General features: G+C 71.5%; 23 protein-coding genes. 14 read left to right on the top strand and 9 right to left on the bottom strand.

Translation table 11 applies throughout. From position 1 onward, the window contains the following. Positions 1-62: 62 nt before the first annotated feature. The gene (locus ABD269_RS07770) at positions 63-1,703 is read left to right on the top strand and encodes a FadD3 family acyl-CoA ligase (RefSeq protein WP_344117099.1); all 1,641 of its coding nucleotides are present in this window, start codon (positions 63-65) and stop codon (positions 1,701-1,703) included. Positions 1,704-1,916: 213 nt separating this feature from the next. Here the strand turns inward: ABD269_RS07770 and ABD269_RS07765 are convergent, their stop codons facing one another. The 3 genes from ABD269_RS07765 to afsR form a co-directional block, all read right to left on the bottom strand. Continuing rightward, a complete protein-coding gene (locus ABD269_RS07765; protein ID WP_344117098.1) occupies positions 1,917-2,174 on the bottom strand; it encodes a hypothetical protein in 258 nt (85 codons plus the stop codon). 700 nt (positions 2,175-2,874) lie between these two features. Next, positions 2,875-3,078, bottom strand: coding sequence for a hypothetical protein (locus ABD269_RS07760; protein ID WP_301886737.1), 204 nt, complete (start codon positions 3,076-3,078; stop codon positions 2,875-2,877). 512 nt (positions 3,079-3,590) lie between these two features. After that, positions 3,591-6,524, bottom strand: a complete 2,934-nt coding sequence (gene afsR / locus ABD269_RS07755) for an SARP-family global regulator AfsR (protein WP_344117097.1) — start codon at positions 6,522-6,524, stop codon at positions 3,591-3,593. A 154-nt stretch (positions 6,525-6,678) separates the two neighbouring features. Here afsR and ABD269_RS07750 point away from each other — a divergent pair, with 154 nt between their 5' ends. The 9 genes from ABD269_RS07750 to ABD269_RS07710 all read left to right on the top strand — a co-directional run bounded on the left by ABD269_RS07750 (position 6,679) and on the right by ABD269_RS07710 (position 16,739). Beyond that, entirely contained in the window at positions 6,679-7,896 is a 1,218-nt protein-coding gene (locus tag ABD269_RS07750) for an amidohydrolase family protein (RefSeq protein WP_344117096.1), read from the top strand. A 98-nt stretch (positions 7,897-7,994) separates the two neighbouring features. Further along, positions 7,995-8,906, top strand: a complete 912-nt coding sequence (locus tag ABD269_RS07745) for a TIGR03619 family F420-dependent LLM class oxidoreductase (RefSeq protein ID WP_344117270.1) — start codon at positions 7,995-7,997, stop codon at positions 8,904-8,906. Between the two features lie 48 nt (positions 8,907-8,954). Beyond that, positions 8,955-9,740: an SDR family NAD(P)-dependent oxidoreductase gene (locus ABD269_RS07740; RefSeq protein WP_344117094.1), complete on the top strand. Its 786-nt coding sequence runs from the start codon at positions 8,955-8,957 to the stop codon at positions 9,738-9,740. A 110-nt stretch (positions 9,741-9,850) separates the two neighbouring features. Next, positions 9,851-10,969, top strand: a complete 1,119-nt coding sequence (locus tag ABD269_RS07735; protein WP_344117092.1) for an LLM class flavin-dependent oxidoreductase — start codon at positions 9,851-9,853, stop codon at positions 10,967-10,969. A 483-nt stretch (positions 10,970-11,452) separates the two neighbouring features. Then, on the top strand, positions 11,453-13,210 hold the full coding sequence (locus ABD269_RS07730) for an N-acyl-D-amino-acid deacylase family protein (protein WP_344117091.1): 1,758 nt from the start codon (positions 11,453-11,455) through the stop codon (positions 13,208-13,210). 247 nt (positions 13,211-13,457) lie between these two features. Then, on the top strand, positions 13,458-15,011 hold the full coding sequence (locus tag ABD269_RS07725; RefSeq protein ID WP_344117090.1) for an APC family permease: 1,554 nt from the start codon (positions 13,458-13,460) through the stop codon (positions 15,009-15,011). A 71-nt stretch (positions 15,012-15,082) separates the two neighbouring features. Next, positions 15,083-15,367 carry a hypothetical protein gene (locus ABD269_RS07720; RefSeq protein WP_301886744.1) on the top strand — a complete coding sequence of 95 codons (285 nt, stop codon included), beginning with the start codon at positions 15,083-15,085 and terminating at the stop codon, positions 15,365-15,367. Then, positions 15,349-15,762, top strand: a complete 414-nt coding sequence (locus ABD269_RS07715; RefSeq protein WP_301886745.1) for a DNA-binding protein — start codon at positions 15,349-15,351, stop codon at positions 15,760-15,762. Before ABD269_RS07720 ends, ABD269_RS07715 begins: the two co-directional genes overlap by 19 nt. A 170-nt stretch (positions 15,763-15,932) precedes the next feature. Next, positions 15,933-16,739 (top strand): VOC family protein, encoded by an 807-nt coding sequence (locus tag ABD269_RS07710; RefSeq protein WP_344117089.1) that lies wholly within the window; start codon positions 15,933-15,935, stop codon positions 16,737-16,739. A gap of 28 nt (positions 16,740-16,767) precedes the next feature. Here the strand turns inward: ABD269_RS07710 and ABD269_RS07705 are convergent, their stop codons facing one another. The 3 genes from ABD269_RS07705 to ABD269_RS07695 are packed head-to-tail and all read right to left on the bottom strand — an operon-like array spanning position 16,768 to position 18,659. Then, positions 16,768-17,550: a maleylpyruvate isomerase family mycothiol-dependent enzyme gene (locus ABD269_RS07705; RefSeq protein ID WP_344117087.1), complete on the bottom strand. Its 783-nt coding sequence runs from the start codon at positions 17,548-17,550 to the stop codon at positions 16,768-16,770. 25 nt (positions 17,551-17,575) lie between these two features. Next, positions 17,576-17,800, bottom strand: coding sequence for a DUF397 domain-containing protein (locus ABD269_RS07700; protein ID WP_344117085.1), 225 nt, complete (start codon positions 17,798-17,800; stop codon positions 17,576-17,578). Further along, positions 17,790-18,659 carry a helix-turn-helix domain-containing protein gene (locus ABD269_RS07695; RefSeq protein ID WP_344117084.1) on the bottom strand — a complete coding sequence of 290 codons (870 nt, stop codon included), beginning with the start codon at positions 18,657-18,659 and terminating at the stop codon, positions 17,790-17,792. Before ABD269_RS07695 ends, ABD269_RS07700 begins: the two co-directional genes overlap by 11 nt. 274 nt (positions 18,660-18,933) lie before the next feature. Between ABD269_RS07695 and ABD269_RS07690 the strand changes: the two genes are divergently transcribed. From ABD269_RS07690 to ABD269_RS07675, 4 genes are all read left to right on the top strand, one after another. Then, the gene (locus ABD269_RS07690) at positions 18,934-19,512 is read left to right on the top strand and encodes a DUF6415 family natural product biosynthesis protein (RefSeq protein ID WP_344117083.1); all 579 of its coding nucleotides are present in this window, start codon (positions 18,934-18,936) and stop codon (positions 19,510-19,512) included. A 73-nt stretch (positions 19,513-19,585) separates the two neighbouring features. Continuing rightward, entirely contained in the window at positions 19,586-19,978 is a 393-nt protein-coding gene (locus ABD269_RS07685; protein WP_344117082.1) for a helix-turn-helix domain-containing protein, read from the top strand. 48 nt (positions 19,979-20,026) lie between these two features. Then, positions 20,027-20,437 carry a VOC family protein gene (locus tag ABD269_RS07680; protein ID WP_344117081.1) on the top strand — a complete coding sequence of 137 codons (411 nt, stop codon included), beginning with the start codon at positions 20,027-20,029 and terminating at the stop codon, positions 20,435-20,437. 418 nt (positions 20,438-20,855) lie between these two features. Further along, the gene (locus ABD269_RS07675) at positions 20,856-22,349 is read left to right on the top strand and encodes a carboxylesterase/lipase family protein (RefSeq protein WP_344117080.1); all 1,494 of its coding nucleotides are present in this window, start codon (positions 20,856-20,858) and stop codon (positions 22,347-22,349) included. 26 nt (positions 22,350-22,375) lie between these two features. On the opposite strand, the gene ABD269_RS07670 is transcribed toward ABD269_RS07675, so the two are convergent. From ABD269_RS07670 to ABD269_RS07660, 3 genes are all read right to left on the bottom strand, one after another. Next, positions 22,376-23,932: an alpha/beta hydrolase gene (locus ABD269_RS07670; RefSeq protein WP_344117079.1), complete on the bottom strand. Its 1,557-nt coding sequence runs from the start codon at positions 23,930-23,932 to the stop codon at positions 22,376-22,378. 433 nt (positions 23,933-24,365) lie between these two features. Next, entirely contained in the window at positions 24,366-24,602 is a 237-nt protein-coding gene (locus ABD269_RS07665) for a hypothetical protein (protein WP_301886756.1), read from the bottom strand. A 153-nt stretch (positions 24,603-24,755) separates the two neighbouring features. Beyond that, positions 24,756-26,252, bottom strand: a complete 1,497-nt coding sequence (locus tag ABD269_RS07660; protein ID WP_344117078.1) for a CehA/McbA family metallohydrolase — start codon at positions 26,250-26,252, stop codon at positions 24,756-24,758. Positions 26,253-26,518: the final 266 nt, after the last annotated feature.

The following is a 26,518-nucleotide window of genomic DNA, read 5'->3' as shown; positions in this document are numbered from 1 at the left end:
CTGACAGCGCGGAAGGCTATCGCTAATCTGACGTTTAGTCAGCCAGTGGGGGAGGGGGCGCGATGCGCGGGGACCTGGAATTCATGTCCATATCCCGGCTGGTCCGCACGGCCGCCGCGCGGTACGCCGGCCGTGAGGCGGTGGCCTGCGGCCGGACCCGGATCAGCTACGGACAGCTCGCCGCCCGCGTCGAACGCGCCGCGGCGGGCTGCCTCGCCGCGGGCGTCCAGGCGGGCGACCGGGTGGCCGTCTGGGCCCCGAATACCCTCGACTGGATCGTCGCGTCCCTGGGCGCCGTCTCGGCGGGCGCGGTGCTCGTCCCCCTCAACACCCGGCTGAAGGGCGGCGAAGCGGTCCAGGCGCTGAAGCGCACACGGGCCGAGCTGCTCTTCGTCACCGGCACCTTCCTCGGTACGTCCTATGTCGCCGCGCTGCGCCGAGCGGCGGGTCGGGGCGGCGGGGGCGGGAGGAAGAGCGGCGGTCCGCCGCTGGCGGGGCTGCCCTGCCTGCGGCACGTCGTGGTGCTGGCCGAGGACGCGCCCGCGGAGTTCCGTACGTGGCAGGAGTTCCTGGCCGCGGGAGACGCGGTGCCTGCCTGGGCGGTACGGGCACGGGCCAACGCGGTGGCGCCGGACGCGCCTTCCGACATCGTCTTCACCTCCGGTACCACGGGCGAGCCGAAGGGGGTGGTCACCACCCACGCCCAGAGCCTGCGGGCCTTCGGGGCCTGGGCGGACCTCGCCGGGCTCAGGGCGGGCGACCGGTATCTGATCGTCAACCCCTTCTCGCACACCTTCGGTTACAAGGCGGGGGTGCTCGCCTGCCTGATGCGGGGCGCGACGATGGTCCCGCAGTCCGTCTTCGCCGCGGACGTGGTGGCGGCTCACGTCGCCGCGGAACGCATATCGGTGCTGCCGGGGCCGCCCACGCTCTTCCGGTCGCTGCTGGACCACCCGGCGCGGGAGTTGTACGACCTGTCGTCCCTGCGGGTGGTGGTGACGGGCGCGGCGACGGTGGACCGCGGGCTGATCCACCGGCTGCGCGCCGAGCTGGGGCCGGTGACGGTGCTGACCGCCTACGGGCTGAGCGAGGCCACCGGGCTGGTCACGATGTGCCGGCGGGGCGACGCGGACGAGATCGTGGCCCGCACGTCCGGCCGGGCCGTCCCGGACACCGAGGTCAAGGTGGTCGGGGCGGACGGCAAGGCGCTGCCGCCGGGGGAGCCCGGTGAGATCCTGGTGCGTGGCTACCAGGTGATGTCGGGCTACTTCGAGGACCCCGGGGCGACCGCCCGGGCCGTCGACGCCGAAGGCTGGCTGCACAGCGGGGACGTCGGCACGCTGGACGAGGCGGGCAATCTCCGCATCACGGACCGGATGACGGACATGTTCGTGGTCGGCGGCTTCAACGTCTACCCGGCCGAGGTGGAGCGGGTGCTGGCGCGGCACCCGGGCGTGGTGGACGCGGCCGTCGTTGGGGTGCCGGATCCGGACGGTCGGCTGGGCGAAGTGGGCAAGGCGTTCGTCGTCCGGCGCGGCGGGGCGGACTCGCCGACGGAGGAGGAGCTGATCCGCTGGGCGCGCGGGGAGTTGGCGAATTACAAGGTGCCGAGGGGGGTGGCGTTCCTGCGGGCGCTGCCGCGCAATGCGGTGGGGAAGGTGCGTAAGGGAGAGCTGCGGGGGATGGAGGGCGCCGGGGAGTGATCCGCGGTGTCGCCCTGTCCCATCAGGGGCGTCCCATCAGGAGCGTCTCCCTGCCTGTCTTCTCTCCGCACCAGGTCTCCGACCTGGCCTCTCTGCTCAAGAGGCCTGCTCAAGAGCCCTGTTCAGGGGCCCAGCCCAAGAGCCCCGCTTCGCGATCGCCGGACGGGCTTGATGTGCTCGTGCCCGGATCAGATCAAGCCCGTCCGGGTACGGCTAGCGCAGCCCGCCGAAGGTGATGTGGTCGTCGGCGCCGCCGGTCGTGTGGTCGTCGGAACCCAGGGTGGTGTGGTCGTCCGCTCCGCCGGTGGTGTGGTCGTCATGCGGGCTGGCGTGGCCGCCGAGCACGGAGAGCGGGGCGGAGACCGTCGAGTGGTCGTCGGCCGCGGCCGGTACCGCGGCGGCGATGGCGGCCGCCATCGCCAGGGCGGCTATGACGGCGGTTTTCCTCGTGCGCGTGGTCGTGCTGTTCATTTCGACTCCTCTGGATCGGGGGTGGCAATGCAGTGGTGATGCGCGCTCGGCGCCTGCGGTCCTGACGGAATGGAGACGTCGCTGAAATATGACCGCAGGGGCCGGCGTCGACGGCTCCCCCTCCGTGCTGCCGACGCCGGCCCCTGTCAGTCCCCCGTTGGTCTGTCCCCCCGTTGGGACTTCCCGTATTCAGTTGTCATTCAGTTGTCGCGCGGAACTTCCCCCGTCGAGCGGCCCGTCGAGCTCCCCCGTGGGACTCCCCTGGCGGGGAGCCCCCGTAGCCTTCCGGGCCCGGTCGCTCTGTTCCTCGTGAACGTTCCCCCGTTGAACGTTTCCCCCGTGGGAGCCGTCCCCCGTTTTCGGCCGGCCCCTTCGAACGTTCCCGTTCGCGCTTCCCCCGTTGAGTTCCCCCGTGCGGCTTCCCCCGTGGTCCCCCGTGTTCCCCCGTGTGCGGCCCCCTCCGTTCTTCCCCCCGTGCGGCGTTTCCCCCGTGATCAGGGCCGGGCCCTCGTCCGTTCGTCGTCCGTCCCCCCCGGACGGTCCCCCGTCGAACGTCCCCCCGTAGGGCCCTTCCCCGGTGGCCGGGCCGCGGCCCCCGTGTTTCCCCCGTGCTTTCCCGCGGCCCTGTGGTTCTGTGGTCCCCCGTGACGTCCCGTGCTCGTCCGGGACGGGCGTCGCCGCCCGGACGGGCACGGGCGGATCAGCTCTGGGTGAGCGGGTTGTCCGTCACGTGGTCGTCCATCATGACCAGCGGCTCACCTACGGTGGCGTGGTCGTCCGGCGGCGGAGCGAATTCCGGAGTGAGTTCCGGGGCCGCGGCCAGGGTGCTGCCGCCGCCTCCGCCCGTCACGTGATCGTCCTGCGGTGTGGCCACGACTGGCTTGAGCTTCCGCTCATCGCTCATGTCGATCAACTCCGTTGCTCAGTGCGAGTCTTTTGGTGTGAAGGGGAGGTGATCCTCGGGGACTGCAGAACCCGCCCGGCGACTCCCCCGAGGATCGCCGGACGGGCATGAGGGCTGATCAGGTAGATCACCCCTAGGTGAGGTTTCACCTACGACCCGCCTGCCCCCCGACGCGACGGATCGACATGAGTAAGACTGCCGGGTGCCGATAAACGATCGATGAACGGGCACGTGACAGCGTTGTTCGGGGGTGTCGTGGGGGTGCGGTTCGCTTCGCGGGGGCCTGGTACTAGGCCCGCTCCGCGAGGCCGCTTCGCGGGGTGCGCGGGGGGGTTCGGGCGGATCTTTCCCCACCCCGCCCCTTCCCGAAACCGGGGCCTCGCCCCGGGCCCCTCGTACGGCGAGCCCGGAAGCGGGGGCTCCGGACCGGGGCTCCGCCCCTGACCCCGGTCCTCGGAGGCCGGACAGGCCGAAGAGAGGGTGCCCCGGCCCGAACGGACCGGGGCTCGCCCCTACGCCGCTGCCACCACCCCCGCCAGCAGGCCCCGCACGTCCGCCTCCTCCGATGCCCCGAGCTGCTCGTATATGGCGAGCGCCTCCGTCCAGCAGGCGCGGGCGCGGCCCGGCTGGCCCAGGGCGTCCAGGGAGCGGCCGAGGAGGGTGAGGACGTTGCCGCGGCGCCAGGCGCCGCCGATGCCACGGAGCTTGAGCGCCTGCTCGGCGTGGTGCGCGGCCGCGGCCGGGCGGCCCGCGCAGAGGTGGACGTTCGCCATCCGGTAGTGCGTCATGCCCTCCCACAGCCGCTGCCGGTTGTCGCGGAACACCGGCAGGGCCTCGGAGAGACGGTTCAGCGCCTCCTCGTAGCGCCCGGCGTGGGTGAGCGCGACCCCGAGCGCGTAGAGGCCGTTGGCGACCCGCCAGGAGGCGCCGATCTCGTGGTAGAGGGCGAGCGCCTGCTCGGCCAGTTCGACGCCGGACACGACCCGGCCGGTGTCGAGGCGTACGCGGGCGAGGTTGCTCAGCGCGCTGGCCTCGCCCGGGCGGTTGCCGTCGGCGCGGAAGGCGGCGAGGGACTGGCCCAGATACAGCTCGGCGTCCTTGTAGCGGTGTTCGTAGATGGCGATGATGCCGCGGTAGTTGGCGGCGTAGCAGCAGGGGATGGCGTCCCCGCAGGCGCGCCCGAGCAGCATCGCGAGCCGGCCGTGCTCGTCGGCCTGCTCGAAGCGGCCGCCGATGCGGTCGACGTGGGCCAGCACCGTACGGGCGCGCCCCTCCGACCGGGTGTCACCGGCCTCGCAGGCCGCGGCCAGCAGGGCGGTGGCGGCCTGTTCGTACTGCCGGGAGTCCGCGCCGGACTCCGCGAGGTCCTTCGCCGCCAGCAGCAGGTCGACGGCGCGCCGCAGGGTGTCGCCGCCCGCGCCCGCCTGCTGGCGTACGCAGGCGAGCAGGCAACCGGCCTCGGCGAACAGCCAGTCGCTGGCCGCCGCGCCGTCGCCGAAGGTGAGCCCGGGGTGCGTGGTGGGCGCGAGGTGGGCCAGGAGCTGGTCGCCGGGCCGTTCCAAGACGTACGCCCCGGCGGCCGTGACCAGGTAGAAGTCCAGCAGCCGGGACATCGCGGCGCAGCGTTCGGCCGGCGGCTGTTCGTCGCGCTCGGCGCACGCACGCGCGTAGAGGCGGACGAGGTCGTGGAAGCGGTAGCGGCCCGGGGCCGCGGATTCGAGGAGTGAGGTGTCGACGAGCGACTCCAGGAGCTCCTCGGTGGCGTCGGCGTCCAGGTCGAGGACGGCGGAGGCGGCGGCCAGGGAGATATCGGGCCCGTCGGCGAGGCCGAGCAGGCGGAAGGCGCGGGCCTGGGCGGGCTCCAGCTGGCCGTAGCCGAGTTCGAAGGTGGCCTTGACCGCGAGGTCGCCGGCGCGGAGCTCGTCCAGGCGGCGGCGCTCGTCGGCGAGCTTGCGGGCCAGGACGGAGACGGTCCAGGTGCGGCGGGCGGCGAGGCGGGAGGCGGCGATGCGGATGGCGAGCGGCAGGAAGCCGCAGGCGGCGACGACGTCCATCGCGGCGTCGCGCTCCGCGTTGACCCGCTCGTGCCCGACGATGCGGGTGAAGAGCACCAGCGCCTCGTCCGGGCTCATCACGTCGAGATCGACGAGGTGGGCACCGGCCAGGTCGACCATGCGGGCGCGGCTGGTGACCAGCGCGGCGCAGCCCTCCGTGCCCGGCAGCAGCGGCCGGATCTGGGCGGCGTCACGGGCGTTGTCGAGGAGGGCGAGGACGCGGCGGCCGTCCAGGGTGGTCCGGAAGAGCGCCGCCCGCTCCTGGAGGCCGTCGGGGATCGACGCGTCCGGGATGCCCAGCGCCCGCAGGAAGGACCCGAGGACGGCCTCCGGCTCGGCGGGCACCGGCCCGGCGCCCTGGAGGTCCACGTACAGCTGGCCGTCGGGGAAGTGGTTGCGGGCCGCGTGCGCCACGTGCACGGCCAGCGTCGTCTTGCCGACTCCGCCGATGCCCGCGACCGCCGAGACGGCCATGATCCGGCCCTCGGCGGTGGACAGTTGGTCGCTGAGCTCGTCCACGAAAGCCGCGCGCCCGGTGAAGTCGGACACCGTCGCCGGGAGCTGCGCGGGCCGGATGAACGTGGGGCCCGCGTGCGGCCGGTCGTCGTGCGAGAGGTGCAGCGTGAGGTCCGCGTCGGCCTGGAGGATGCGCTGCTGGAGCTCGGCGAGCTCGGGGCAGGGGTCGACGCCGAGCTCGTCGGCGAGGAGTTTGCGGGTGTCGGCGTAGACGGCGAGGGCCTCGGCCTGCCGGCCGCTGCGGTAGAGGGCGAGCATCAGCAGCTCCCGCAGCCGCTCGCGCAGCGGGTGGGCCGCGGTCAGGGCGGTCAGCTCGGAGACGGCCTCGGCGTGGGCGCCGACCTCCAGGTCGAGGTCGAGGCGGGTCTCGATGAGGGTGAGGCGCCACTCCTCCAGCCGGGCGCGCTGGGTCTCGGCGTACGGGCCGGGCAGGCCGGCCAGCGGTTCGCCGTCCCACACGTCGAGCGCCTGGTTGATCAGTTCGCGGGCGCGGGCGCGGTCGCCCGCGGCGCGCACCTTCTCGGCTTCGGTGGCGAGGTGTTCGGCCTTGTCGATGTCGAGGCAGCCGTGCTCCACCCGGATCGCGTAGCCGCCGGACTCGCTGACCAGGGCGTCGGCGTCGGGGCCGAACGCCTTGCGGAGCCGGGAGGCGTACGTGCGCAGCGCGGCGAGGGCGGCGTGCGGGGGTTCGTCGCCCCACAGCGCGTCCACCAGCTCGGGCGCGGTGGCGGTGCGGCCGCCGCGCAGCAGCAGGGCGGCGAGGAGCGCCCGCTGCTGAGGCGAACCGGTGTGCAGCAGTTCCCTGCCGCGCCGGGCCCGCACGGGCCCGAGCACGGTGAAGCGCAGATGGTGCCCGTGCCCTGTGTCGCCGGCCATTGTGACCCCCTGCCTGTCCTGCTCGGTCGCACCGGCCAGTCTGCCTTGTCCGTGGCCTCTACGTCAGCAGCGGTCCGGCCTCTCCACAAGGCCTGCAAGAGACGGCCCCGCCACACTGCTGACGGATCGTCAGTTCGTCGCTAACGTGTCAGCCATGGTGAGCTTCCCCAGGATCATCTCGGTGGACGACCACACGGTCGAGCCCCCGCACGTCTGGCGGAACCGGCTTCCGGCGAAGTTCCACGACGTCGGACCACGTGTCGTGCGCGCGCCACTGAAGGAAATGACCTTCACCGGAGGGCGGTTCGCCCCGGTCATGGGAGCCCCCGGGGACGACGGGCCGGTGGCGGACTGGTGGGTCTATGAGGATTTGCACCGTCCGCTCACCCGGCTGGATTCCGCCGTCGGATGCTCCAGGGACGACATCAAGCTGGAACCCGTCACCTACGAGCGGATGCGCCCGGGGTCCTACAGCGTGCCGGAACGTTTGGCCGATATGGATCGCAACCATGTCCAGTCCGCGCTCTGTTTCCCGACCTTTCCGCGTTTCTGCGGACAGACCTTCACCGAGGCGAAGGACCGCGAACTGGCCCTGCTGTCCGTCCGCGCCTACAACGACTGGATGGTCGAGGAGTGGTGCGGCCCGGACGCGCACGGGCGCCTGATCCCCCTCGCGATCGTCCCGTTGTGGGACGCCGGGCTCGCCGCGCGGGAGGTGCGGCGCAACGCGGCGCGGGGCGTGCGCGCCGTCTGCTTCTCGGAGATACCGCCGTACCTCGGTCTGCCGTCCGTCCACACCGACGCCTGGGACCCCTTCCTGCGCGCCTGCGCCGAGACCGGGACCGTCGTCGCCATGCACATCGGCTCCTCCTCGCGGATGCCGTCCACGTCCGACGACGCGCCGCCCGCCGTCAGCTCCGCCCTCACCTTCGCCAACTGCTGCTTCTCCATGGTGGACTGGCTGATGTCGGGCGCCTTCGAGCGCTTCCCCGGGCTGCGCGTCATGTACGCGGAGGGGCAGATCGGCTGGATCCCGTACATCCTGGAACGCGCGGACGCGGTCTGGGCCGAGAACCGCGGCTGGGGTGGCATCGCCGACAAGGTCCGCCGCCCGCCCTCCGAACTCTTCGCCGACCATGTGCACGGCTGCTTCTTCGACGACCCGGTCGGCCTGCGCAACCTCGACGCGATCGGCCTGCCGAACGTCCTCTACGAGACGGACTACCCGCACTCCGACTCGACGTGGCCCCGCTCGCGCGAGGTGGCGCAGGAACAGATGGGGCACCTGGCGGCCGATGTGGTCGAGGCGATCGTGCGGGGCAACGCGATCGCGCTGCTGGGTCTGGGCGAGGACGGCTTGTGGGCGGGCTGACTTCCGGTTCGGGACAAGGTGTGGGGCAGGGCCCGGGGCAGGGAGGGCGCGTGGACGACGGAGTGGACGTGCTGCCCGCCGGGCGGCTCGCGTACGGGATGCAGGTGCCCATCACCTCGCTGAGCACCCTCTACGCCGAGCCCTGGGAGGTCGAGGCCGGGCCCGTCGAGCTGCGGGACGTCGCCCGCGCCGCCGACCGCCTCGGCTTCGCCTACCTCGCCACCTGCGACCACGTCGCCGTGCCCGCGCGGCTCGCGGCCGCCATGGGCACCACCTGGTACGACCCCGTGGCAACCCTCGCCCACCTCGCCGCCGTCACCGAACGGACCCTGCTGCTCAGCCACGTCTCCGTGGCCGCGCTGCGGCACCCGCTCGTGCTGGCGAAGCAGTACGCCACCGTCGACCGGCTCTCGGGCGGGCGCCTGGTCCTGGGGGTGGGGGCCGGGCACGTACGCGAGGAATTCGACGCGCTGGGCGTCGAATTCCGGCGGCGCGGGGCGATCCTGGACGAGACCGTCGATGCCCTGAAAACGGCCCTGGGGCCCGAGGAGTTCCCCGAATTCAGCGGCCCCCGCTTCGCCTTCCGCGGCCTGGGCCAGGCACCCCGCCCCGTGCGCACGCCGCGCCCGCCGATCTGGGTCGGCGGCTCGTCGCCCGCGGCCCTGCGCCGGGCTGCGCTCCGGGGCGACGGCTGGCTGTCGCAGGGCGACTCCCGCGAACAGCTCCCCCTGCGCGTCGCCGAGCTCCGCCACCTGCGCGCCGAGGCGGGACGCGAGGGGCCGTTCGCCATCGGGGCGATCACGGAGGCGCTGTACATCGGCACGCCCGGCTGGGACGTCGGCCCGCGCACGCTGTCCGGCCGCCCGGGGACGCTGGCGGAGTCGCTGCGGGTGTACGGGTCGCTGGGGGCGGATCAGATCCAGGTCCGCTTCCGGTGCCGGTCGCTCGGTGAACTGCTCGACCAGATGGAGCGGTTCGCGTCCGAGGTCGCTCCGCTGCTGGACGAATGACGCCGATCTCCGCGCCGGCCGGCCGCTCCGAACGAAGGGGACCACGACATGCGCCTGAACGACCGCGTCATCCTCATCACCGGCGCCGCCCGCGGCCAGGGCGCGGAAGAAGCGCGCCTCTTCGCCGCCGAAGGCGCGAAAGTCGTCCTCGCCGACGTGCTCGACGACCAGGGACAGGCCGTCGCCAAGGAAATCGGCCCCGGCGAAGCCGCGTACGTGCATCTCGACGTCGGCGAGGAAGCCGACTGGGCCGCGGCCGTCGCCGCGGCCAAACACACCTTCGGGAAACTCGACGGGCTCGTCAACAACGCCGGGATCATCCGCTTCAACGAGCTTGTGAACACCTCTACGGGCGAATTCATGGAGCTCGTCCGCGTCAATCAGCTCGGCACGTTCCTCGGTATGCGCGCCGCCGTGCCGGAGCTCACGGCTGCGGGCGGCGGGACGATCGTCAATACCGCCTCCTACGCCGCGCTGGCGGGAATTCCCTGCGTCGGGGCCTATGCCGCGACCAAGGCCGCCGTCGTCGCCATGACCCGCGTCGCGGCGCTGGAACTCGCCGACAGGGCGATCCGGGTCAACGCCCTCTGCCCGGGCGCGATCGACACCGCGATGACGAACCCGGCGCTGCTCGACCCCGCCGCGGACGCCGGGCGGGCCGCCGCCGGATCCGCGGAGCTGTACCGCAGGGTGGTGCCGCTCGGGCGGATAGGACAGCCGGCGGAGGTGGCCCGCACGGCGCTCTTCCTGACCGCCGACGACTCCTCGTACGTCACCGGACAGCGGTTCGTCGTGGACGGCGGATGGCTGGCGGGGACGCGGTTGTTCACCTGACGTCCCCCTGGCCGGACCGCCGTGGGCACGTTCCCTTGACGCTCCCTGCCGCCGATGCCAGAGTCTTTTCATCTGACGGTGCGTCAGAAATCTAGGGACGGTGAACCCCCGTGGAATTCGGGATCTTTGTCCAGGGCTACGTTCCGTCGAGCAGGTCGCGGACCGACCCCGAGGCCGAGCACCACGCGCTGCTGGAGGAGACCGAGTACGTCATCGAGGCGGACCGGTCCGGCTTCAAATACGCCTGGGCTTCCGAGCACCACTTCCTCGACGAGTATTCCCACCTCTCCGCCAACGACGTCTTCCTCGGCTATCTCGCGCACGCGACCGAGCGCATCCACCTCGGCTCGGGGATCTTCAACCCGCTGCCCCAGGTCAATCACCCCGCCAAGGTCGCCGAGAAGGCCGCCATGCTCGACCATCTCTCCGGCGGGCGCTTCGAGTTCGGCACCGGGCGCGGCGCCGGGAGCCATGAAATCCTCGGATTCCTCCCGGGTGTCACCGACATGGATCTCACCAAGGAGATCTGGGAGGAGACCATCGCCGAATTCCCCCGGATGTGGCTCCAGGACGAATACCCGGGATTCCGGGGCAAGCACTGGTCGCTGCCGCCGCGGAAGATCCTCCCCAAGCCGTACGGTCCCGCCCACCCCGCCATGTGGTACGCGGCCGGGTCGCCCTCCTCGTACGCCATGGCCGCCCGCAAAGGGCTCGGCGTCCTCGGGTTCAGCGTGCAGAAGGTCTCCGACATGGAGTGGGTCGTCGACTCCTACAAGACGGCCATCAAGGACGCGAAGGCCGTCGGCGCCTTCGTCAACGACAACGTGATGGTCACCTCCACGGCGATCTGCGCCGAGACCCATGAGGAGGCTGTGGCCACGGCGGTGAGTGGGGGACTCCACTACCTCCAGTCGCTCCTCTTCCGCTACCACGACACGTTCCCTCGTCCCGAGGGGATTCCTCAGTGGCCCGAGCTGCTGCCCGAGTACACGGAGGAGATCATCGAACTCCTCATCGCCGAAGAGCTCATGATCTGCGGCGACCCCGACGAGGTCCTCCGCCAGTGCAAGCGCTGGGAACAGGCGGGCGCCGACCAGCTCTCCTTCGGCCTGCCGATCGGGGTGCCGCGGGAGGACACGCTGCGGACGATCAGGCTGATCGGGGAGCGGGTGATTCCGAAGATCGATACGGATCCTGTCCACCGGACTACGCGTATGCGGGCCGGTTGATTGGGTGCGGCTTGTCGGCGCCTGCGGCGGAGCGCCCTGCGGGCGCGGCCTCAAACGCCGGCCGGGCTGGTTCTTTGGGCTCGTCGCCGTTGTCACGGTGCGGGGCCGTGCCGCTCCGGAGGAGTACGGGACTGCTTCGCTTTACGTCCCGCACTCCTCCTGCGCGTCCCGCCCCCTCACGCCGGTGGGTGGACTTCCAGCCCGGGTGGGCAAATTCAGCCCGTCCGGCGTTTGAGGACGCTCCCGCAGGGAGCTCCCGCCGCAGGCGGCAACGGCGGGACAGCCGGGGGTCTGGGGCACGCGCCCCAGTTTCGGGAAGGGGCGGGGTAGGGGAACAAAGCCCCGCCGGGCCGCACCCGGGCACGGGTCCGGGGCGGAGCCCCGGCCGCGGCGGAGCCGCGCATCAGATGCTGCGGGAAGGGGCGGGGCTGGGGAACAGAAACCGCCGGGCCGCACCCGCCAAAGAGACAGAGGTGACCGACCATGCTCGACCATCTCATCCGCCGTGCCACCGTCGTCGACGGCACCGGAAGCACCCCCTACGTCGCAGACATAGGCATCCGGGACGGGAGAATCGCCGTCATCGGGCGCCCCGGGAGGACCCTGGCCGGGCGCGTAGGGGAGCGGGCGCGCACCGAGGAGGACGCGAGCGGGCTCGTCCTCGCCCCCGGCTTCGTCGATCCCCACACGCACTACGACGCGCAGCTGTTCTGGGACCCGTACGCCACCCCGTCCATGGGCCACGGCGTCACCACCGTCGTCGGCGGCAACTGCGGCTTCACCCTCGCGCCGCTCAACCCCGCGCGGCCCGCCGACGCCGACTACACGCGGCGGATGATGAGCAAGGTCGAGGGGATGTCCCTCGCCGCGCTGGAGCAGGGCGCGCCCTGGAGCTGGTCGTCGTTCGGCGACTACCTCGACGCGCTGGACGGGCGGATCGCCGTCAACGCCGGTTTCATGGTGGGGCATTGCGCGCTGCGCCGCTATGTGATGGGCCCCGACGCCGTGGGCGGTGCGCCGGGGGAGGGGCAGCTGGGGAGGATGACCGCGATCCTGCACGACGCGATGGACGCCGGCGCCTGGGGCCTGTCCACGACGCGCTCGACCACCCACTCCGACGGCGACGGCAGGCCCGTACCGTCCCGGCACGCGGAGCCCGAGGAGCTGATCGCGCTGGCCCGCGCCGTCGGCGCGCACGAGGGCACGCAGCTGGAGGCCATCGTCACGGGCTGTCTGGACCGCTTCTCGGACGCCGAGACCGATCTTCTGGTGGAGCTCACGGCCACCGCCGGGCGGCCGCTGAACTGGAACGTCCTCACCATCGACGCCGCCGTACCCGACCGCGTGCCCCGCCAGCTCGCCGCGAGCGAGCGGGCCCGTGCGGCGGGCGGCCGGATCGTGGCGCTGACCATGCCGATCCTCACGCCCATGAACATGTCGCTCGGCACGTTCTGCGCGCTCAACCTGCTGCCCGGCTGGGGCGAGGTGCTCTCCCTGCCCGTGCCGCGCCGCATCGCCGAGCTGGGCAAGGAGTCCGTACGGGCGGAGCTGCTGCGCCGCGCGTGCAGCGAGGAGGCCGGGGTCTTCCGGCGGCTGGCCGACTTCGGGCGTTACGTCATCGGTGACACCTACGCCAAGGAGAACGACGGGCTCACCGGCCGGGTCGTCCGGGACATCGCCGCCGAGCGCGGCCTGGACCCGTTCGCCTGCCTGGTGGAGATCTGCGCCGCCGACGGGCTGCGCACGGTGCTGTGGCCGATGCCCACCGACGACGACCCCGACAGCTGGGAGCTGCGCCGCCGCACCTGGGAGCACGAGGACGTGCTGCTGGGCGGCTCGGACGCCGGGGCGCACCTGGACCGGATGTGCGGGGCGCCGTACACGACGCGCTTCCTCGGCGACTGCCTGCGCGGCCGGAAGCTGGTGCCGCTGCCCACGGCCGTACGGATGCTCACCGACGACCCCGCGCGGCTCTTCGGTCTCCGGGACCGCGGCCGGATCGCGGAGGGCTGGTACGCCGACCTCGTCCTCTTCGACCCCGCCCGCGTCGACGCGGGCCCCGCGACGCTCGTCCACGACCTGCCCGGCGACGGGCCGCGGCTGGACGCGCGGGCGGTGGGCGTGGTGAGCGTACGGGTCAACGGCGTGGAGACCGTACGGCACGACGTGGTGACGGGGAAGGTGCCAGGGAGGGTGCTGCGGTCGGGGCGGGACACGGAGACGGTGGACACGAAGTCCTGAGGGCGGCGGAAGGCGACGGGAAGACGACCGGAAGGCGACGGGAAAAATTGGAATCGGGACAAAAGGTGCGGCGCTGCGGTTATCGCAGAGGGCTCGGGGGTGGGTTACTCCTGGGTGTTACCTGGCGTAAGCGTCATGCCGCCTTCCAAAGCCAGGTCAACTCGCCCCACTGGGCGGAATATTCAAGGAATCCGTACAGGATCGCGTCCCTCCGGTTGCGGAAACAGCAGCCCTTAACGTCCTGTTCATGGTTCAGACAGCCCCACGGCCCAGGGCCGGAGACACGGTAACGAGCGTCGGCGACCGGCGCGCCAAGGGCCTCAGCGGGAACTCCGTCGGGCTGCTGGGCAGCGCCGTCATCGGGATCTCGACGGTCGCCCCGGTCTACTGTCTGACCTCGACCCTCGGCCCGACCGTCGGCCAGGTCGGCGTGCAGATGCCCGCCGTCTTCCTCGCGGGATTCCTGCCGATGCTGCTCGTCGCCTTCGCGTACCGCGAGCTGAACAAGGCCGTGCCCGACTGCGGCACGTCCTTCACCTGGACCGTGCAGGCCTTCGGGCCCCGGATCGGCTGGATGTGCGGCTGGGGGCTGGTCATCGCGACGATCATCGTGCTGTCCAATCTCGCGGGCGTCGCGACCTCCTTCTTCTACCTCCTCCTCGGCCAGGTCACCGGCAGCGGCACGGTCGCCGACCTGGACGGCAACCGGCCCGTCCACGTCCTGACGTGCCTCGCCTTCATCGCCGTCGCGACCGCCATCAGCTATCGCGGGATGACCGCAACCAAGGGCGTGCAGTACGCACTCGTCGGCCTCCAACTCGCCGTCCTCGCCGTCTTCGTGACCATGGCGCTCGTCAAGGCCCGCACCGGCGGACTCCCCGGCTCGATCGACTTCTCCTGGACCTGGCTCAACCCCTTCGCCGTCCAGTCCTTCGCCGCCTTCACCGCCGGGCTGTCCCTCTCGATCTTCATGTTCTGGGGCTGGGACGCGTGCCTCACGGTCAACGAGGAGACCCAGGGCAGCGCGAAGACCCCCGGCCGGGCCGCGCTGATCTCCATGGTCGTGCTCGTCGGCTCGTACCTGCTGACCGCCGTCGCCGCCCAGATGTTCGCCGGCGTGGGCGCCGAGGGGACGGGCCTCGGCAACCCCGACACCGCCGACAACGTCTTCGCCGCCCTCGCCGACCCCGTGCTCGGCACGGCCCTCGGCGTCCTGCTCTTCATCGCGGTCCTCGCCTCGGCGGCCGCCAGCCTCCAGACGACGTTCCTGCCCGTGGCCCGCACGGTCCTGGCCATGAGCACCTACCAGGCCCTCCCCCCGTCCTTCGCCCGCATCCACCCCCGCTTCAAGTCCCCCGGCCGCGCGACCGTCGCCGCCGGCATCGCCACCGGCGTCTTCTACGCGGTCATGAGCTTCCTCAGCGAGAACGTCCTCATCGACACGATCTACGCCCTGGGCCTCATGATCTGCTTCTACTACTCGATCACGGCCTTCGCCTGCGCCTGGTACTTCCGCCACGAACTGCGCCGCTCCCTGCGGGACGCGCTCTTCAAGGGCGTCTTCCCGCTGCTCGGCGGCGTGCTGCTGGCGGCCGTCTTCGGCAAGACGCTGTACGACATGTGGAACCCGGCGTACGGCAGCGGCAGTTCGGTGCTGGGCGTCGGCTCGGTCTTCGTGATCGGCGTGGGCCTGCTGCTGCTCGGGGTGGTCCTGATGCTGCTGATGCGCCGCCGGAGCCCGGCGTTCTTCAGGGGCGAGGTTCTGACGCGGTCCACGCCGGCGTTGGTGGTGGAGGACTGACCGAGGGGCGTGCCCCGGGGTGGCCGATCCGGTAGCACACCGATTTCCTACTCGTTTGATAAAGTCGATGTATGTCCGAGATGGAGTACAGCATCGGCGAAGGGCCCGCGACCCGCGTCAGTCTCTCTCTGCCCGAAGGGACCGCCGAGGCGATCCGGGCCCGGGTCGGCAAGCGCGAGTTCTCCGCGTTCATCACCGCCGCGGTGGAGCGTGAGCTGCGCGGCCAGATCCTGGACGAGTATCTGGCCGACTACGAGCGCCGCAATGGCCCGGTGTCCGAGCGTGCGCAGGAGCGGGCGCGGCAGGTCTTCGACGAGGTCTTCGCCGAGGAGGGGCAGTGGCCCGCCGCAAGTTGAGCCACGAGGGGACGCTGGTCCTGGACAGTGAAGGCCTGTCCAAGCTCCTGAGCGACGACGAGTCGGCCGTGGCTCTGATCGCCGAAGCACGGCGGCGCGGCATGGAGGTCGTGATCTGCGCGCTCACTGTCATCGAGGCTGTGCACGCCCGTACGGACAAGTCCCGCCTGGGCTGGGTGCTTTCTGGCTTGCGCGTCGTCGCCGTGGGCGAAGAGGAGGCGAAGGCCGCCTCCGCGTTGCTGATGGAGACCGGCCTGCACGGTCACAAGTACGCCATCGACGCAGCCGTGGCGGTGATCGCCCTGCGGCAGCAGCGGCCCGTCGTCATGCTGACCTCCGACGTGGACGACATGACCAAACTGTGCGGTGACCGAGTCCGGCTCGTCGCCGTGTGATCACCGGCGGCGCGGTCTTCCGAAGTTGCACCCGAACGGCCACCGTGGACGTGCGCGTGTCGCGAGTCGGTGCGTGACTGGATTGGGCGCCGCACCGGTGGAGAGACATAGGACGCTCCCGGCGAGCACTCCGCTCCGCGACCCGCGCCATCGATCCAGGGAGGCCGCTCATGCCCGAAGTCACCGGTCCGTACAAGCCCGGCACACCCTGTTGGGTCGATCTGATGGTCCCCGACCAGCAGGCGGCCCTCGACTTCTACCGCGATCTCTTCGGCTGGCAGGGCGAGGTCGGGCCGCCCGAGACCGGGGGCTACGCGGTCTGCTCCATGAACGGCAAGCCCGTCGCCGGCATCATGGCCGCGATGAACCCGGACGGCAGCAAGCCCGACCCGATGCCGCCGACCGTGTGGACCACCTACCTCGCCACCGCCGACGTGGCCGCCACCGAGAAGGCGATCACGGGCAACGGCGGTCAGGTCACGATGCCGGGCATGGACGTGCTCCAGCTCGGCCGGATGGCCGTCGTGGGCGACCCCACGGGCGCCGCCTTCGGCATCTGGGAGGCCGGGGAGTTCCCCGGCGCGGGCCTCGTCAACGAGCCCGGCGCGATCATCTGGAACGAGCTCAACACCAGTGACCCCAAAGCCGCCTCGGCCTTCTACGCCAAGGTGCTGGGCGTCACCGCCGCCCCGACGGAAGGCATGGAGGGCTACTTCTCGCTCTCGGTGGACGGTCGCGCCGTCGGCGGCATGCAGGGCCTGTCCAACATCCCGGGCCTGCCGGCGGACGCGCCCTCGCACTGGCTGACGTACTTCGCCGTCGACGACACCGACAGCACGGTCGACGCGCTCGTCCGCGCCGGCGGCAATGTCCTCAAGCCGCCGTTCGACATGATGGCGGGCCGGATGGCCGTCGTGCAGGACCCGCAGGGCGGCGTCTTCGCGATCATCAACGCGTCCGGTCCGGAAGCGGCCTGAGGGTGCCCCCCCCCGCGCGTCGGCCGCGTCAGGCGAAGCTGACGCGCTCCAGCCAGAAGTCGAGCAGCTGCTCGTCGCCGAAGATCTCCACGCCCTCGCCGCGGGGCGGGCGGCGCTTGTAGACGAGCAGCAGGAGGTCGGTCAGCGGGGCCCGTACGGCCACAGCCGCCTTCTCGTGCGCGCGGCGCCAGACGATCGCGTCGCCGGTGAGGTCGACCACCCACTCCGCCGCTTCCGCGTCCGTGGCGTGGAAGTGGATGGTCCGACCGGGGCCGAGCAGCTCGCGCATCCACGGGTGCACGTCGAAGTGCATCGGCAGCGAGCAGAACTCCATCCATTCGTCGAGGGCGTCGACGGCGACCTCTTCGTCGACGTCGAACTCCGCGCCGAGGGCGAGGGCCGCGTCGGCTCGGTGCACGGCCGTCTCATGCGTGAACCGGCGTGCGTAGAACCGCGCGTTCCCACCAGGCACCGGAGTCCACACCACGGCCTCCGGCCCGGCCTCGCGCAGCGCCTCCACCAGCCGCTCCGCCCCCTCCACGAGCCACGGCCCGACCACGGCGGGGTCCTCGTCGGCGTAGGCCGACAGATCCCGGAACTGCCCGTCGGGAACCGGCCCCGTCGCCCGACTCCGCACGGTCTCCTCGGCCCACCGGTGCACACCGCCGAGGTGGCGCACCAGCTGCCCGACGTTCCATCCGGGGCAGGACGGGACGGGGGTGGTGAGATCCGCGCCATCGATGTGGGACCTCAACAGGTGCGCCTGCGCGAGGATCTCGGAGCAGTAGCGGTCGTAGCTCAGGAGAGGCATGGGCCAACGGTAGCCGCCGGACCGGTCAGTTGGTCACCTGTACGCCACGGATGAATGAGATCCAGGCGGCGTGCGGAACGGTTATGGCGGGGCCGTTGCTTTGCTTGGAGTCGCGGACAGCGACGCTCGGCGATCGTGGTGCAAGTCTCTTGGCTTCTACGCAATTCTGGCCGGCGTTGCTGTACGAAGACCTGATCCAGGAGGGCTTCTCGGTCAGGTCGAAGAACTTGAGACACGCATTATTGGCCATCGATCTCGCTTGCCAGCCGCTGAAGGAATTCGACGGTCTTGGCCGGAGCCAAGGCGCCCTCTCGCATTGCGTCGAAGCGTCGGGCGTACTTCCAGACCTCGCGCGGCTTGTCGGAAACCGTCATGGACGTCGGCCCTTCTTCTGCGACGACCGGTTCGAGGCCGTCTCCGAAGTCCAGGATGGTGAAGCCCATGGTCGCCCGGTATGTGGCGAGGTTCAGCGGAATGATCTGGACCGTCACGTGGTCGAAGGCGACGGCTTTCTCGATCTCCTCGTACTGCTCACGCATGATGTCGGGGCCGCCGATCACGCGGCGTAGAGTCGCCTCGTCGAGGATCACCCGCAGTTCAATCGGGTCGGCTCCGTAGATGATGTCTTTGCGCTTCATCCGGAGCGCTACGTTCTCCTCGACGAACTCGGTCGTTCGTTCGTCGACCGGCTTCGCCGTCATGAACATGGCGCGGGCGTAGTTTTCCGTCTGCAAGAGGCCGAAGACCACTTGCGAATGCCAAGCGCGCATCATGGTGGCTTCTGACTCCAGCCCCACATAGACCGGTTCTCCCGAAGGCATGAAGTGCTGGTACGGCCGGTACCAATCCGCGCTGAGCGAGTCCCGGTGGAGGGCCAGCAGGTGCTCACGGTCGTCCCGGTCCGTGACGCCGTACAGCTCCAGCAGGTCTTCCAGATCTCGGACGCGGGGGAGCTGGTTGTTGCCGGTCTCGACCCGGTTGATCTTTGTTTCGGAGCTCTCGATGTGCGCTGCGGCCTCCTTCACGCTGATCCTGCGCTCCTCGCGCAGGCGCCTCAGCTCCTTGCCGAGTTCCCGCCTTCTGAACGTCGGACCGCGTCGTGCTGCCACCCTTGAGCTCCCTCTGGTGCTGTTCCCCGGCGGTGCATCTCTGTGCGCCGTCGGCGTGTGCCTGTTGCTGCTGGGTGAGGACTTGCCGCGCCTCGGGGCAGCCTTGCTCGCAGTCTTCCACTCCATGTACCCCAGCAGGCAAGCTCTGTTGGGGTTCAGTCATATGCCAATTTTTTGGTTACTGGCAGCTGGGCTTGATTAGTAATTCCTAGGTGCAGGAGGGTGGTTGCACCGCCACAGGCCATCAGGCCAGCTGTTTTCTGAGGAGCCCCCCATGCCCTACTTCCCCTACACCGCCTACACCGGCGGCGGCCTCACCTACGTACGCCCACCCGCCCCGCTCGCCGCCGAAGCGCCGACCGCCATCGAGGACGTCGTCCGCGAAGCCACCGCCATGGACAGGTGGCTGCCTGCCCCCAGTCGCGTCCGTGACCTGACCGACCGGCTTCGCGACTTCATCGGGCAGGCGGCCCCCGCCCTGGAAGCGGCCGCTGGCCAAAGGGACGCGAACGACCCCGCTCGCCGCGACGCCCTCGCCGCCGCGAAAGAAGCTCGCTATCGCCTCAGGATCGGACCCGGCAACGGCTACGCCTCCGCGATCACCTTCGCCAGGAGCCTCGGCCGCGCTGCGGAAACGCTGCTCCAGTGCCGACGGCAGCTGGAGGCGATCGTCCCCGTCGCGGGAACGTCCGGCTACGCCGTCATCGTCGTCACGGACGCCGAAACCTGCGACGTATGCGTGGAGTTCGGGCGCGCCCGTCACGCCGCGGAGCTGCGCTACGACTGGTCGGGAATGAAGCGCGCCAACACGCTTCTGGGCGCGCATCGACGCGACGTACACCCGACCCGGTAGCCGGCCTGATCGCTCCACGTCCTCCCATCCAGTGCGCGTCTTCGACGGCGGAGAGCCGTGATGTGATGGCGCCGTGAGTCGCGCTGCAGAAGAGACCAACCGCCGCATGCTCCGGGCGCGGGATGCGATGGACCGTGCCTACGCGCAGCCGCTGGACGTGGCGGCCCTGGCGCGGATCGCCCATGTGTCGGAGGCGCACTTCGCGCGCACCTTCCGGGCCACGTTCGGTGAGACGCCGCATCGTTACCTGCAGCGCCGCCGTGTCGAGCGGGCGATGTTCCTGCTGCGGGAGACCGACCGGAGTGTGACGGACATCTGCTTCCAGGTCGGCTTCGGCAGCCCGGGAACCTTCAGCCGCACGTTCCGCGACATCGTCGGGCGGTCGCCGAGGACGTACCGCAAGGAGGCGGTGTCCGCGGGCGTGCCGACGTGCTTCGCGATGGCGTGGACGCGACCGAGCGGCTGAGCAGTTTCGGATAAGTTTTCGTCCCGCTCGCGCAGTAGCGTGATGCACATGTTCAACGCCATCACGCAATCGCAGATATACGTCCTGGACCAGGACGAGGCCCTCGACTTCTACGTCGGCAAGCTCGGCCTGGAGGTCGTCGCCGACGTCGACATGGGCTTCATGCGCTGGCTGACCGTCAGTGTTCCCGGTCATCCGGAGCGCCAGATCCTGCTGGAGAAGCCGGGCGCTCCGGCGATGTCCCCGGAGACGGCGGAGCAGGTCCGCGAGTTGGTGACCAAGGGTGCGATGGGCGGGTGGCTCATCCTCACCACGGACGACTGCCGCAAGACGTACGAGACGCTGCTGGGCCGGGGCGTGGAGTTCACCGAGGAGCCCACCGACCGCCCGTACGGCACCGACTGCGGACTTCGCGACCCCTTCGGCAACCGGATCCGCTTCACCCAGCCGAGGGCCTGATCGGCCGTACGCTTGTCGCTGCCCGCTCCCCGAGAAGTAAGGCCGGTCGGATGCTGCCCGAGATCACGGAGCACACCTGCACCCGCTGTGGCAGGGCCGTCAAGGGAATCTTCGGGCGCTGGGCATGCACGTCGTGCAAGACGAGCTCTCCCTACATCGAGCCGCCCGTCGAATACGCGGCGCAGCTCGACAACGGGCCGGCGCCGCGTAGAGACCCGATAAGGCACCACGTGTGCGGGGAGATCGGCTGCGTCTGCCCCCGGTTCGACGGGCAGCGGCGCTAGCTCTGCCACACGGTGCAGACGGCTGACCGTCGCGGGTGGTCTGATGGCGGCTGTGAGTGGCCGCCCGGCGGCCGGCCGTGCACCGGTCGGATCGGTGGTCCTCGCTGATCGCCGTACGAGGAGAGCGGGACGAGATGGCGAGTGGGCAACGGCCGGTCGTGGTCACGCGGGCGGGTCGCGTCCGCGGTGTCGAAGAGGGGCCGGTGGCGGCTTTCCGGGGGATTCCCTATGCGGCGTCCCCGGTGGGGGAGCTGCGTTTCACCGGGCCACGGGCCCATCCCGGCTGGAGCGGCGTGCGGGACGCGGCCCATGCCGGTCCCGCGGTGCCGCAGGAGCACTCCCGGCTCGAGGCCGTGATGGGGCCGCACGCGCTGGACTGTGACGAGGACGGGTGCCTGAATCTCAACGTCTGGACCCCGGCCGGAGCCCTTGCCGAGGGCGCGGCGCCGCGGCCGGTGCTGGTGTGGATCCACGGCGGCGGTTTCAGCAGCGGCTGCGGCGGCTGGGACTGGTACGACGGCGGCCGGCTGGCCGCGCTCGGCGACATCACCGTGGTCACCGTCAACTACCGCCTCGGCCCGCTCGGCTACCTCCACCTCCCCTCGATCGGTGCGGACAACCTCGGTTCCCAGGACCAGGGCGCGGCCCTGCGCTGGGTGCGGGAGAACATCGCCGTGTTCGGCGGCGACCCCGGTCTCATCACCGTCGGCGGCCAGTCGGCGGGCGGGTTCTCGTCACTGGCGCTCGCCACCGACCCGGCCACCAGCGGCATGGTCCGCCGGGTGATCCTCCAGAGCCATGCCCCGGGGCTGCCTCCGCAGGACCCGGCCGATGCCGCCGAGATCGCCACCGCCTATCTGCGCATCCTCGGAGCGGACCGCGAAACGGACCCGGGCAGGGCACTGCGCGAAGTGCCGGTCGCCCAGCTGCTGGACGCCTACCGGCAGTTGGCGGCCGGCCTCGGGCGGACGCCCGGTGACCCGGCGCCCGCGATGTGGCCGGTGCTGGGCGGCGCGGGACAGCCCCGCACCTGGCAGCAGGCCGTGGCCGACGGTGCCCTGGATGGCAAGGACGTGCTGACCGGCTGCACCGAGAACGAGATGGCGGCGTTCCTGGCGTTCAACCCGGACGTCCGGGCCTTCACCCGCGAGGACGCGATCGCCGCGCTGGGGACCCTCACCGCCCGGTACGGCGGCGACGCCGTGTCGGCCTACCAGCGCTGCGAGGCCCGACGGCCCGGCGGGACGGCCGCCCAGGTCTTCACCGACGTCGCCGGCGACTGGGTCTTCTGCGCCGGGGTCACGGAGCTGGCCGGACGATGCGCCGCGCAGGGCACTCCGGCGTACGTCTACCGCTTCACCCGCCACCCGGACCCCGACGAACACGGCCTCGGCTCGGCCCACTGCGCCGAACTGCCCTTCCTCTTCGGCACCTTCGACGCCTACCCCGGCGCCCCGATGCTGGGCGCCGTCAACGACGACGACCATGCCCTGGCCCGCGCCTTCGGCGGCGCGCTCGCCACCTTCGTCGCCACCGGTTCCCCCAACGGCACGGACCTCGCCAAATGGCACCCGTACGGCCCCGGCCCCGAACCGGAGGTCATGCGCTTCGGCCCGGCACCGCACTGACTCCGGTCGCCCATGCACCCCGTCGGTCACTGCTGGCCGGCCCGCTTGGAGCAGGTCTGGTCATCGGCGGGCAGCCTGCCGGTGTCCAGGTACCGGTTGACCTTGTCGTCGACGCAGGGGTTTCCGTAGAGGCCGTAGAGCGCGTGCCGGTTGGCGCCTTCGAGGGTGACCAGCTTGGAGCTCGGGAGCAGGCCGTGCAGGGCGACGGCGCCCTTGTGCGGGGTGCGCGGGTCGCCGGTGGCGGACACGATCAGCACCTTGGCGTCGTGCTTCACCTCGGTGGGCTCCTCGCGGGGCCTGTCCCAGAAGGCGCACGGGCCGATGTTGTCGGCCAGCGCGCCGAAGCGCGGGTACGCGGCACGGCCGCGCTCGATGTCCCGCCAGTAGACCTCGGGGTCGCGCGGGGCCGCGCCGTCCCCGCAGATGACCGCGGACTGCACGCTGCCGTGGGGCGACTGCTCGCCGGTCAGCCCGAGCCGCAGGATCGCGGTGAACTGCGGTGACAGCCGGGTCGGCTGCCCGGCCGCGGCCTTGTTCAGCACGGAGACCTGCTCGGCGAGGGACGCCCGGGACGCGTCGGTGTCGCTGTCGATCCCGGCGAAGAGGAGGAACGGGATCTGGGTGTCGTCGAGCCGGAAGCTCTCCGGTGCGGTGCCGACGGTCAGCGGGCCGCGCGCGGACGTCCTGATGACGCGGTCGATGGTGGCGAGGACATCGGCGCGGGTGCGGCCGAGGCCGTACGTGTCGTCGCGGGCGGCGGTCCAAGCGGCCCAGTCGGCGAGCGCCTGCTCGTTCTCGCCGACGGCCTCCCGGACCAGCCGGGGGCCGTACTTGCGCGGGTCGATGGCACCGTCCAGGACCATGCGGTCGGTGCGGCCGGGGAACATCTGGGTGTAGACGGTGCCCAGGTAGGTGCCGTACGAGTAGCCGAAGTAGGAGATCTTCTTCTCGCCGAGCGCCCCGCGGATGACGTCCATGTCGCGGGCCGTGTTGCGGGTGCTGACATGAGGCAGCACGGAGGCATTGGTGGTGCGGCACTTGGCGGCCAGATCCTTCTGGAGGGCGACCTGGCGCTCGAAGCCCGCCCGGCCGAGGCCGGCCGAGAAGAGATTGGTGCCCACGGGCCAGCCGCAGTCCAGCGGGGTGCTGCGGCCGACGAAGCGCGGGTCGAAGCCGACGATGTCGTACCGCGGGCCGGTCTTCTTCATCCACGCGTGGAATTCCGGCGGGGAATCGAGGGCCGTGCCGCCGGGACCGCCGTTGTTGAGCAGGAGCGAGCCGATGCGGTGGCGGGTGTCGGTGGCCTTCAGCCGGGATATCGCGACCGTGATCGTACGGCCCCGGGGATCGGCGTAGTCGAGCGGCACGGTGACGTCCGCGCACTGCACGCCGGCCTTGTCCAGATCGCGGCCCATGGTGTCGTCCGGGCCCTTGGCGCAGCTGCCCCAGCCCAGGCGCTGATCGTAGTAACGGTCCAGCCCGGCCCCGGATTTCGCCGTGGCCGTGCCGGCGGGGGCCGCGCCCAGGCAGGCGGCGAGGGCGAGACCCACGGCCGCGGTGCGGCGTGTGGCGGGGCTGGTCACGAAGTCTCCTTGCGGTGTTTGGTGTTGATGCCTGCCAGAGAGGCTCTCTTCGACGCGTTCCGTGGATATGTCACACCGTCAGACGTTAAGCGGAGCGGCGGCCCCACTCACTCCTGCTGTCCCCCCACCCTCGATGGGGCCACCCCCACCGACGGCCCGTGCCGCCCCTGACCGGGCTCGCGGCTGGAGAGTCCGGGCAAGGGCGGCGTGCGGGGGTCGGCGGTGTCGGAGATCGGCGTTCTCTTCGGTTCTTCACCCTTCGGATGATCCGAGAAACGCGCGTCACTCGAAGGGGTAAGCGGATTCCTTCGATAGGGGACGCCGCGCGCCGCAGAGAGCGAAGTCGGCCATCGTGACAGCCCGTTCACCCGCATACGGAAGGGCACGGCCGAAGCGCCCTCGGCCGTGCCCCGGTCCTGTCGGCGGCCGCGTCTCAGGTCTCCACGCAGCTCGCGGCCGCGGAGCGGAAGCGGGCGGCGGCGTCGAGGTTGCTCTCGCACAGGCGGGGCGCGCTGCTGAGGAGCTGGAGGCTCTCGCCCGAGAGCATCCCGGTCACCCCCTCGGTCCTGGCCGTGGAGCCGTCGTCGGCGAGCGCGGCACCGGCGCCCCCGAGCACCACTGCGGCGGTCAGGACACCTGCGGTGACAGGCCTACGGATACGAGCACGCATGAGACGCCTCTTTCGTGAAGGGTGATCCAGCCGCGCGCCCGACCGGGAAATCACATATCGGGCGTCGCGCCCCAATCCTCGGGGTCCGGTCCCGCTCAAGGCCCCCAACGCCCCGCAAGGGTCCCCCTCCTAGCCGCATGCGCGGACGCGCCCCTACTCCCGTCCCAGGAAAATCGGGTTCGTCATCGCCGCCATCGCCCCCGGGATCCCCGACGCGCCGCCGTCCCCGGCCGGGTGCCGGACCTCCGCGCGTACGTACGCCGCGTACGAAGGTGTCGTCCGCCATTCCACGCGGCCGTCCGCCGGGACGGGGGTGCTGAACAGCTGCCCCTGGTCCGTCACGAACGACGCCGTGCAGCCCGGCACCCCCGTCACTTCCAGCCGCACCGTCACCTCCGTATCGCCGTCCACGCGCAGCCGTTCGCCGATGCCCGCGTGGGCTCCGCGGCCGCCTGTCGCCGTGAACGACAGGTGCACGGACGAGGACTCGCAGATCCAGCTGCGGCCGGAGCGGATCGCCTCCTGCAGGGCGGGGCGGGACAGGTCGTCGGCGAGGACGACCGTCTGGGGGAGGCCGACGACCTGGGGTTCGCGGTGGGCGTCGCTGTTGCCCATCGCGGGCAGCCACGGTCTTCCCTGGCGTACGGAGGCGACGAGCGTATTGTCCCACTCCGCGATCGTGATTTCGTCGTCGGGGGTGAACGGGCCGTTCCACACCTCCACCGCGTCGGCGTCGGCGAAGCCGAACTTCCAGCCGCAGCCGACGCACGTCGCGTGCGGATGGGCGGGGACGACCAGGCCGCCCGCGCGGTGGATCGCGCGGGAGAAGCGGCCGAAGGCGTTGTCGCGGGCGCGGTAGCGCCAGTCGACGAAGACGCCGGGGTCGGTGCCGAGGGCGACCACGTGGCCGTTGCGGGTGGTGACCTCCTCGCCCGTGAGGATCAGCAGGTCGTCGCCCCACAGCCCCTCCCAGGCGCCGTGCGAGGACGTCGTGTTGTGCTCGGTCGTCGTGATCCAGTCCAGCCCGGCGGCGCGCGCCGCGGCCGCGATCTCGGCCGGGGTGCGCTTGCCGTCGGAATGGACGCTGTGCAGGTGGTTGTCGCCCCGGTACCAGGCCCGGCCCCGCCCCTTGGCGCGCTGCGGCGGGTACACCGGTCCCGGCGTCGCGCCCGCCGGCCCGTAGCGGAGGGTCACCGTCACCTCGTACGCCAGGCCCTGCGGCGCGACCGTGTACGGGCCCAGGACCACATGCCAGGTCCCGGCCCGCACGGGACCGGCGAGATAGCCGGGCGTGGCCTGCTCCGCGCCGATCGCGAACTCCGTGCGCGCCCCGCCCGACCAGCCCCGGAAGCCGCGCCCGCCGAGATCCGTGCCGCGCTCGTCGAAGACGCCGATGTCACAGGCGTTGCCCTGGGTGCCGGGCGGGACGGACGGCCGGTCGTAGGTGTAGGACACGGCCAGCTCGCGGACCCCGTGCGGCACCTCCACGGGGAGGTACACATAGTCCGGCGCGCCCGTCGGCAGGCGGCCGGTGACCGTGCGGGACTCCTCGCCGCCGGTACGCGCGTCGGCGTGGGCGAACGTCACGCCGTCGAGCGTGAGCGCGCCCGCGGCTCCCGCGGTGATCTTCAGCAGTGCGCGTCGGTGCATCAGTGCCTCCGGCTTCGGGGGAGGGCTGCCAGGGACACCGTTGTACGCCCGGGTGGCGCGCGGGGGAACGGGTGCGGGCGGGTGGATTGCGGGCCGCGTACGGTCCCGGGAGGGCCGTACGGGGAAGGCGGGATTACGACAGTCGCATGGCGGAACCGCCCGGTCGGTCCCCATCGCGCCCGGTTGGGCATACGGTGACCACAGCCGGACCCCGGGGGTGACCCACGTCACCCCGCGCCAGCCACAGCCACGACGGAGGTGCCCCG

Source organism: Streptomyces blastmyceticus, from assembly GCF_039521185.1.
Classification (GTDB): domain Bacteria; phylum Actinomycetota; class Actinomycetes; order Streptomycetales; family Streptomycetaceae; genus Streptomyces; species Streptomyces blastmyceticus.
The sequence above is the reverse complement of the archived record's forward strand: the minus strand, read 5'-3'. Positions and strand labels throughout refer to the sequence as shown.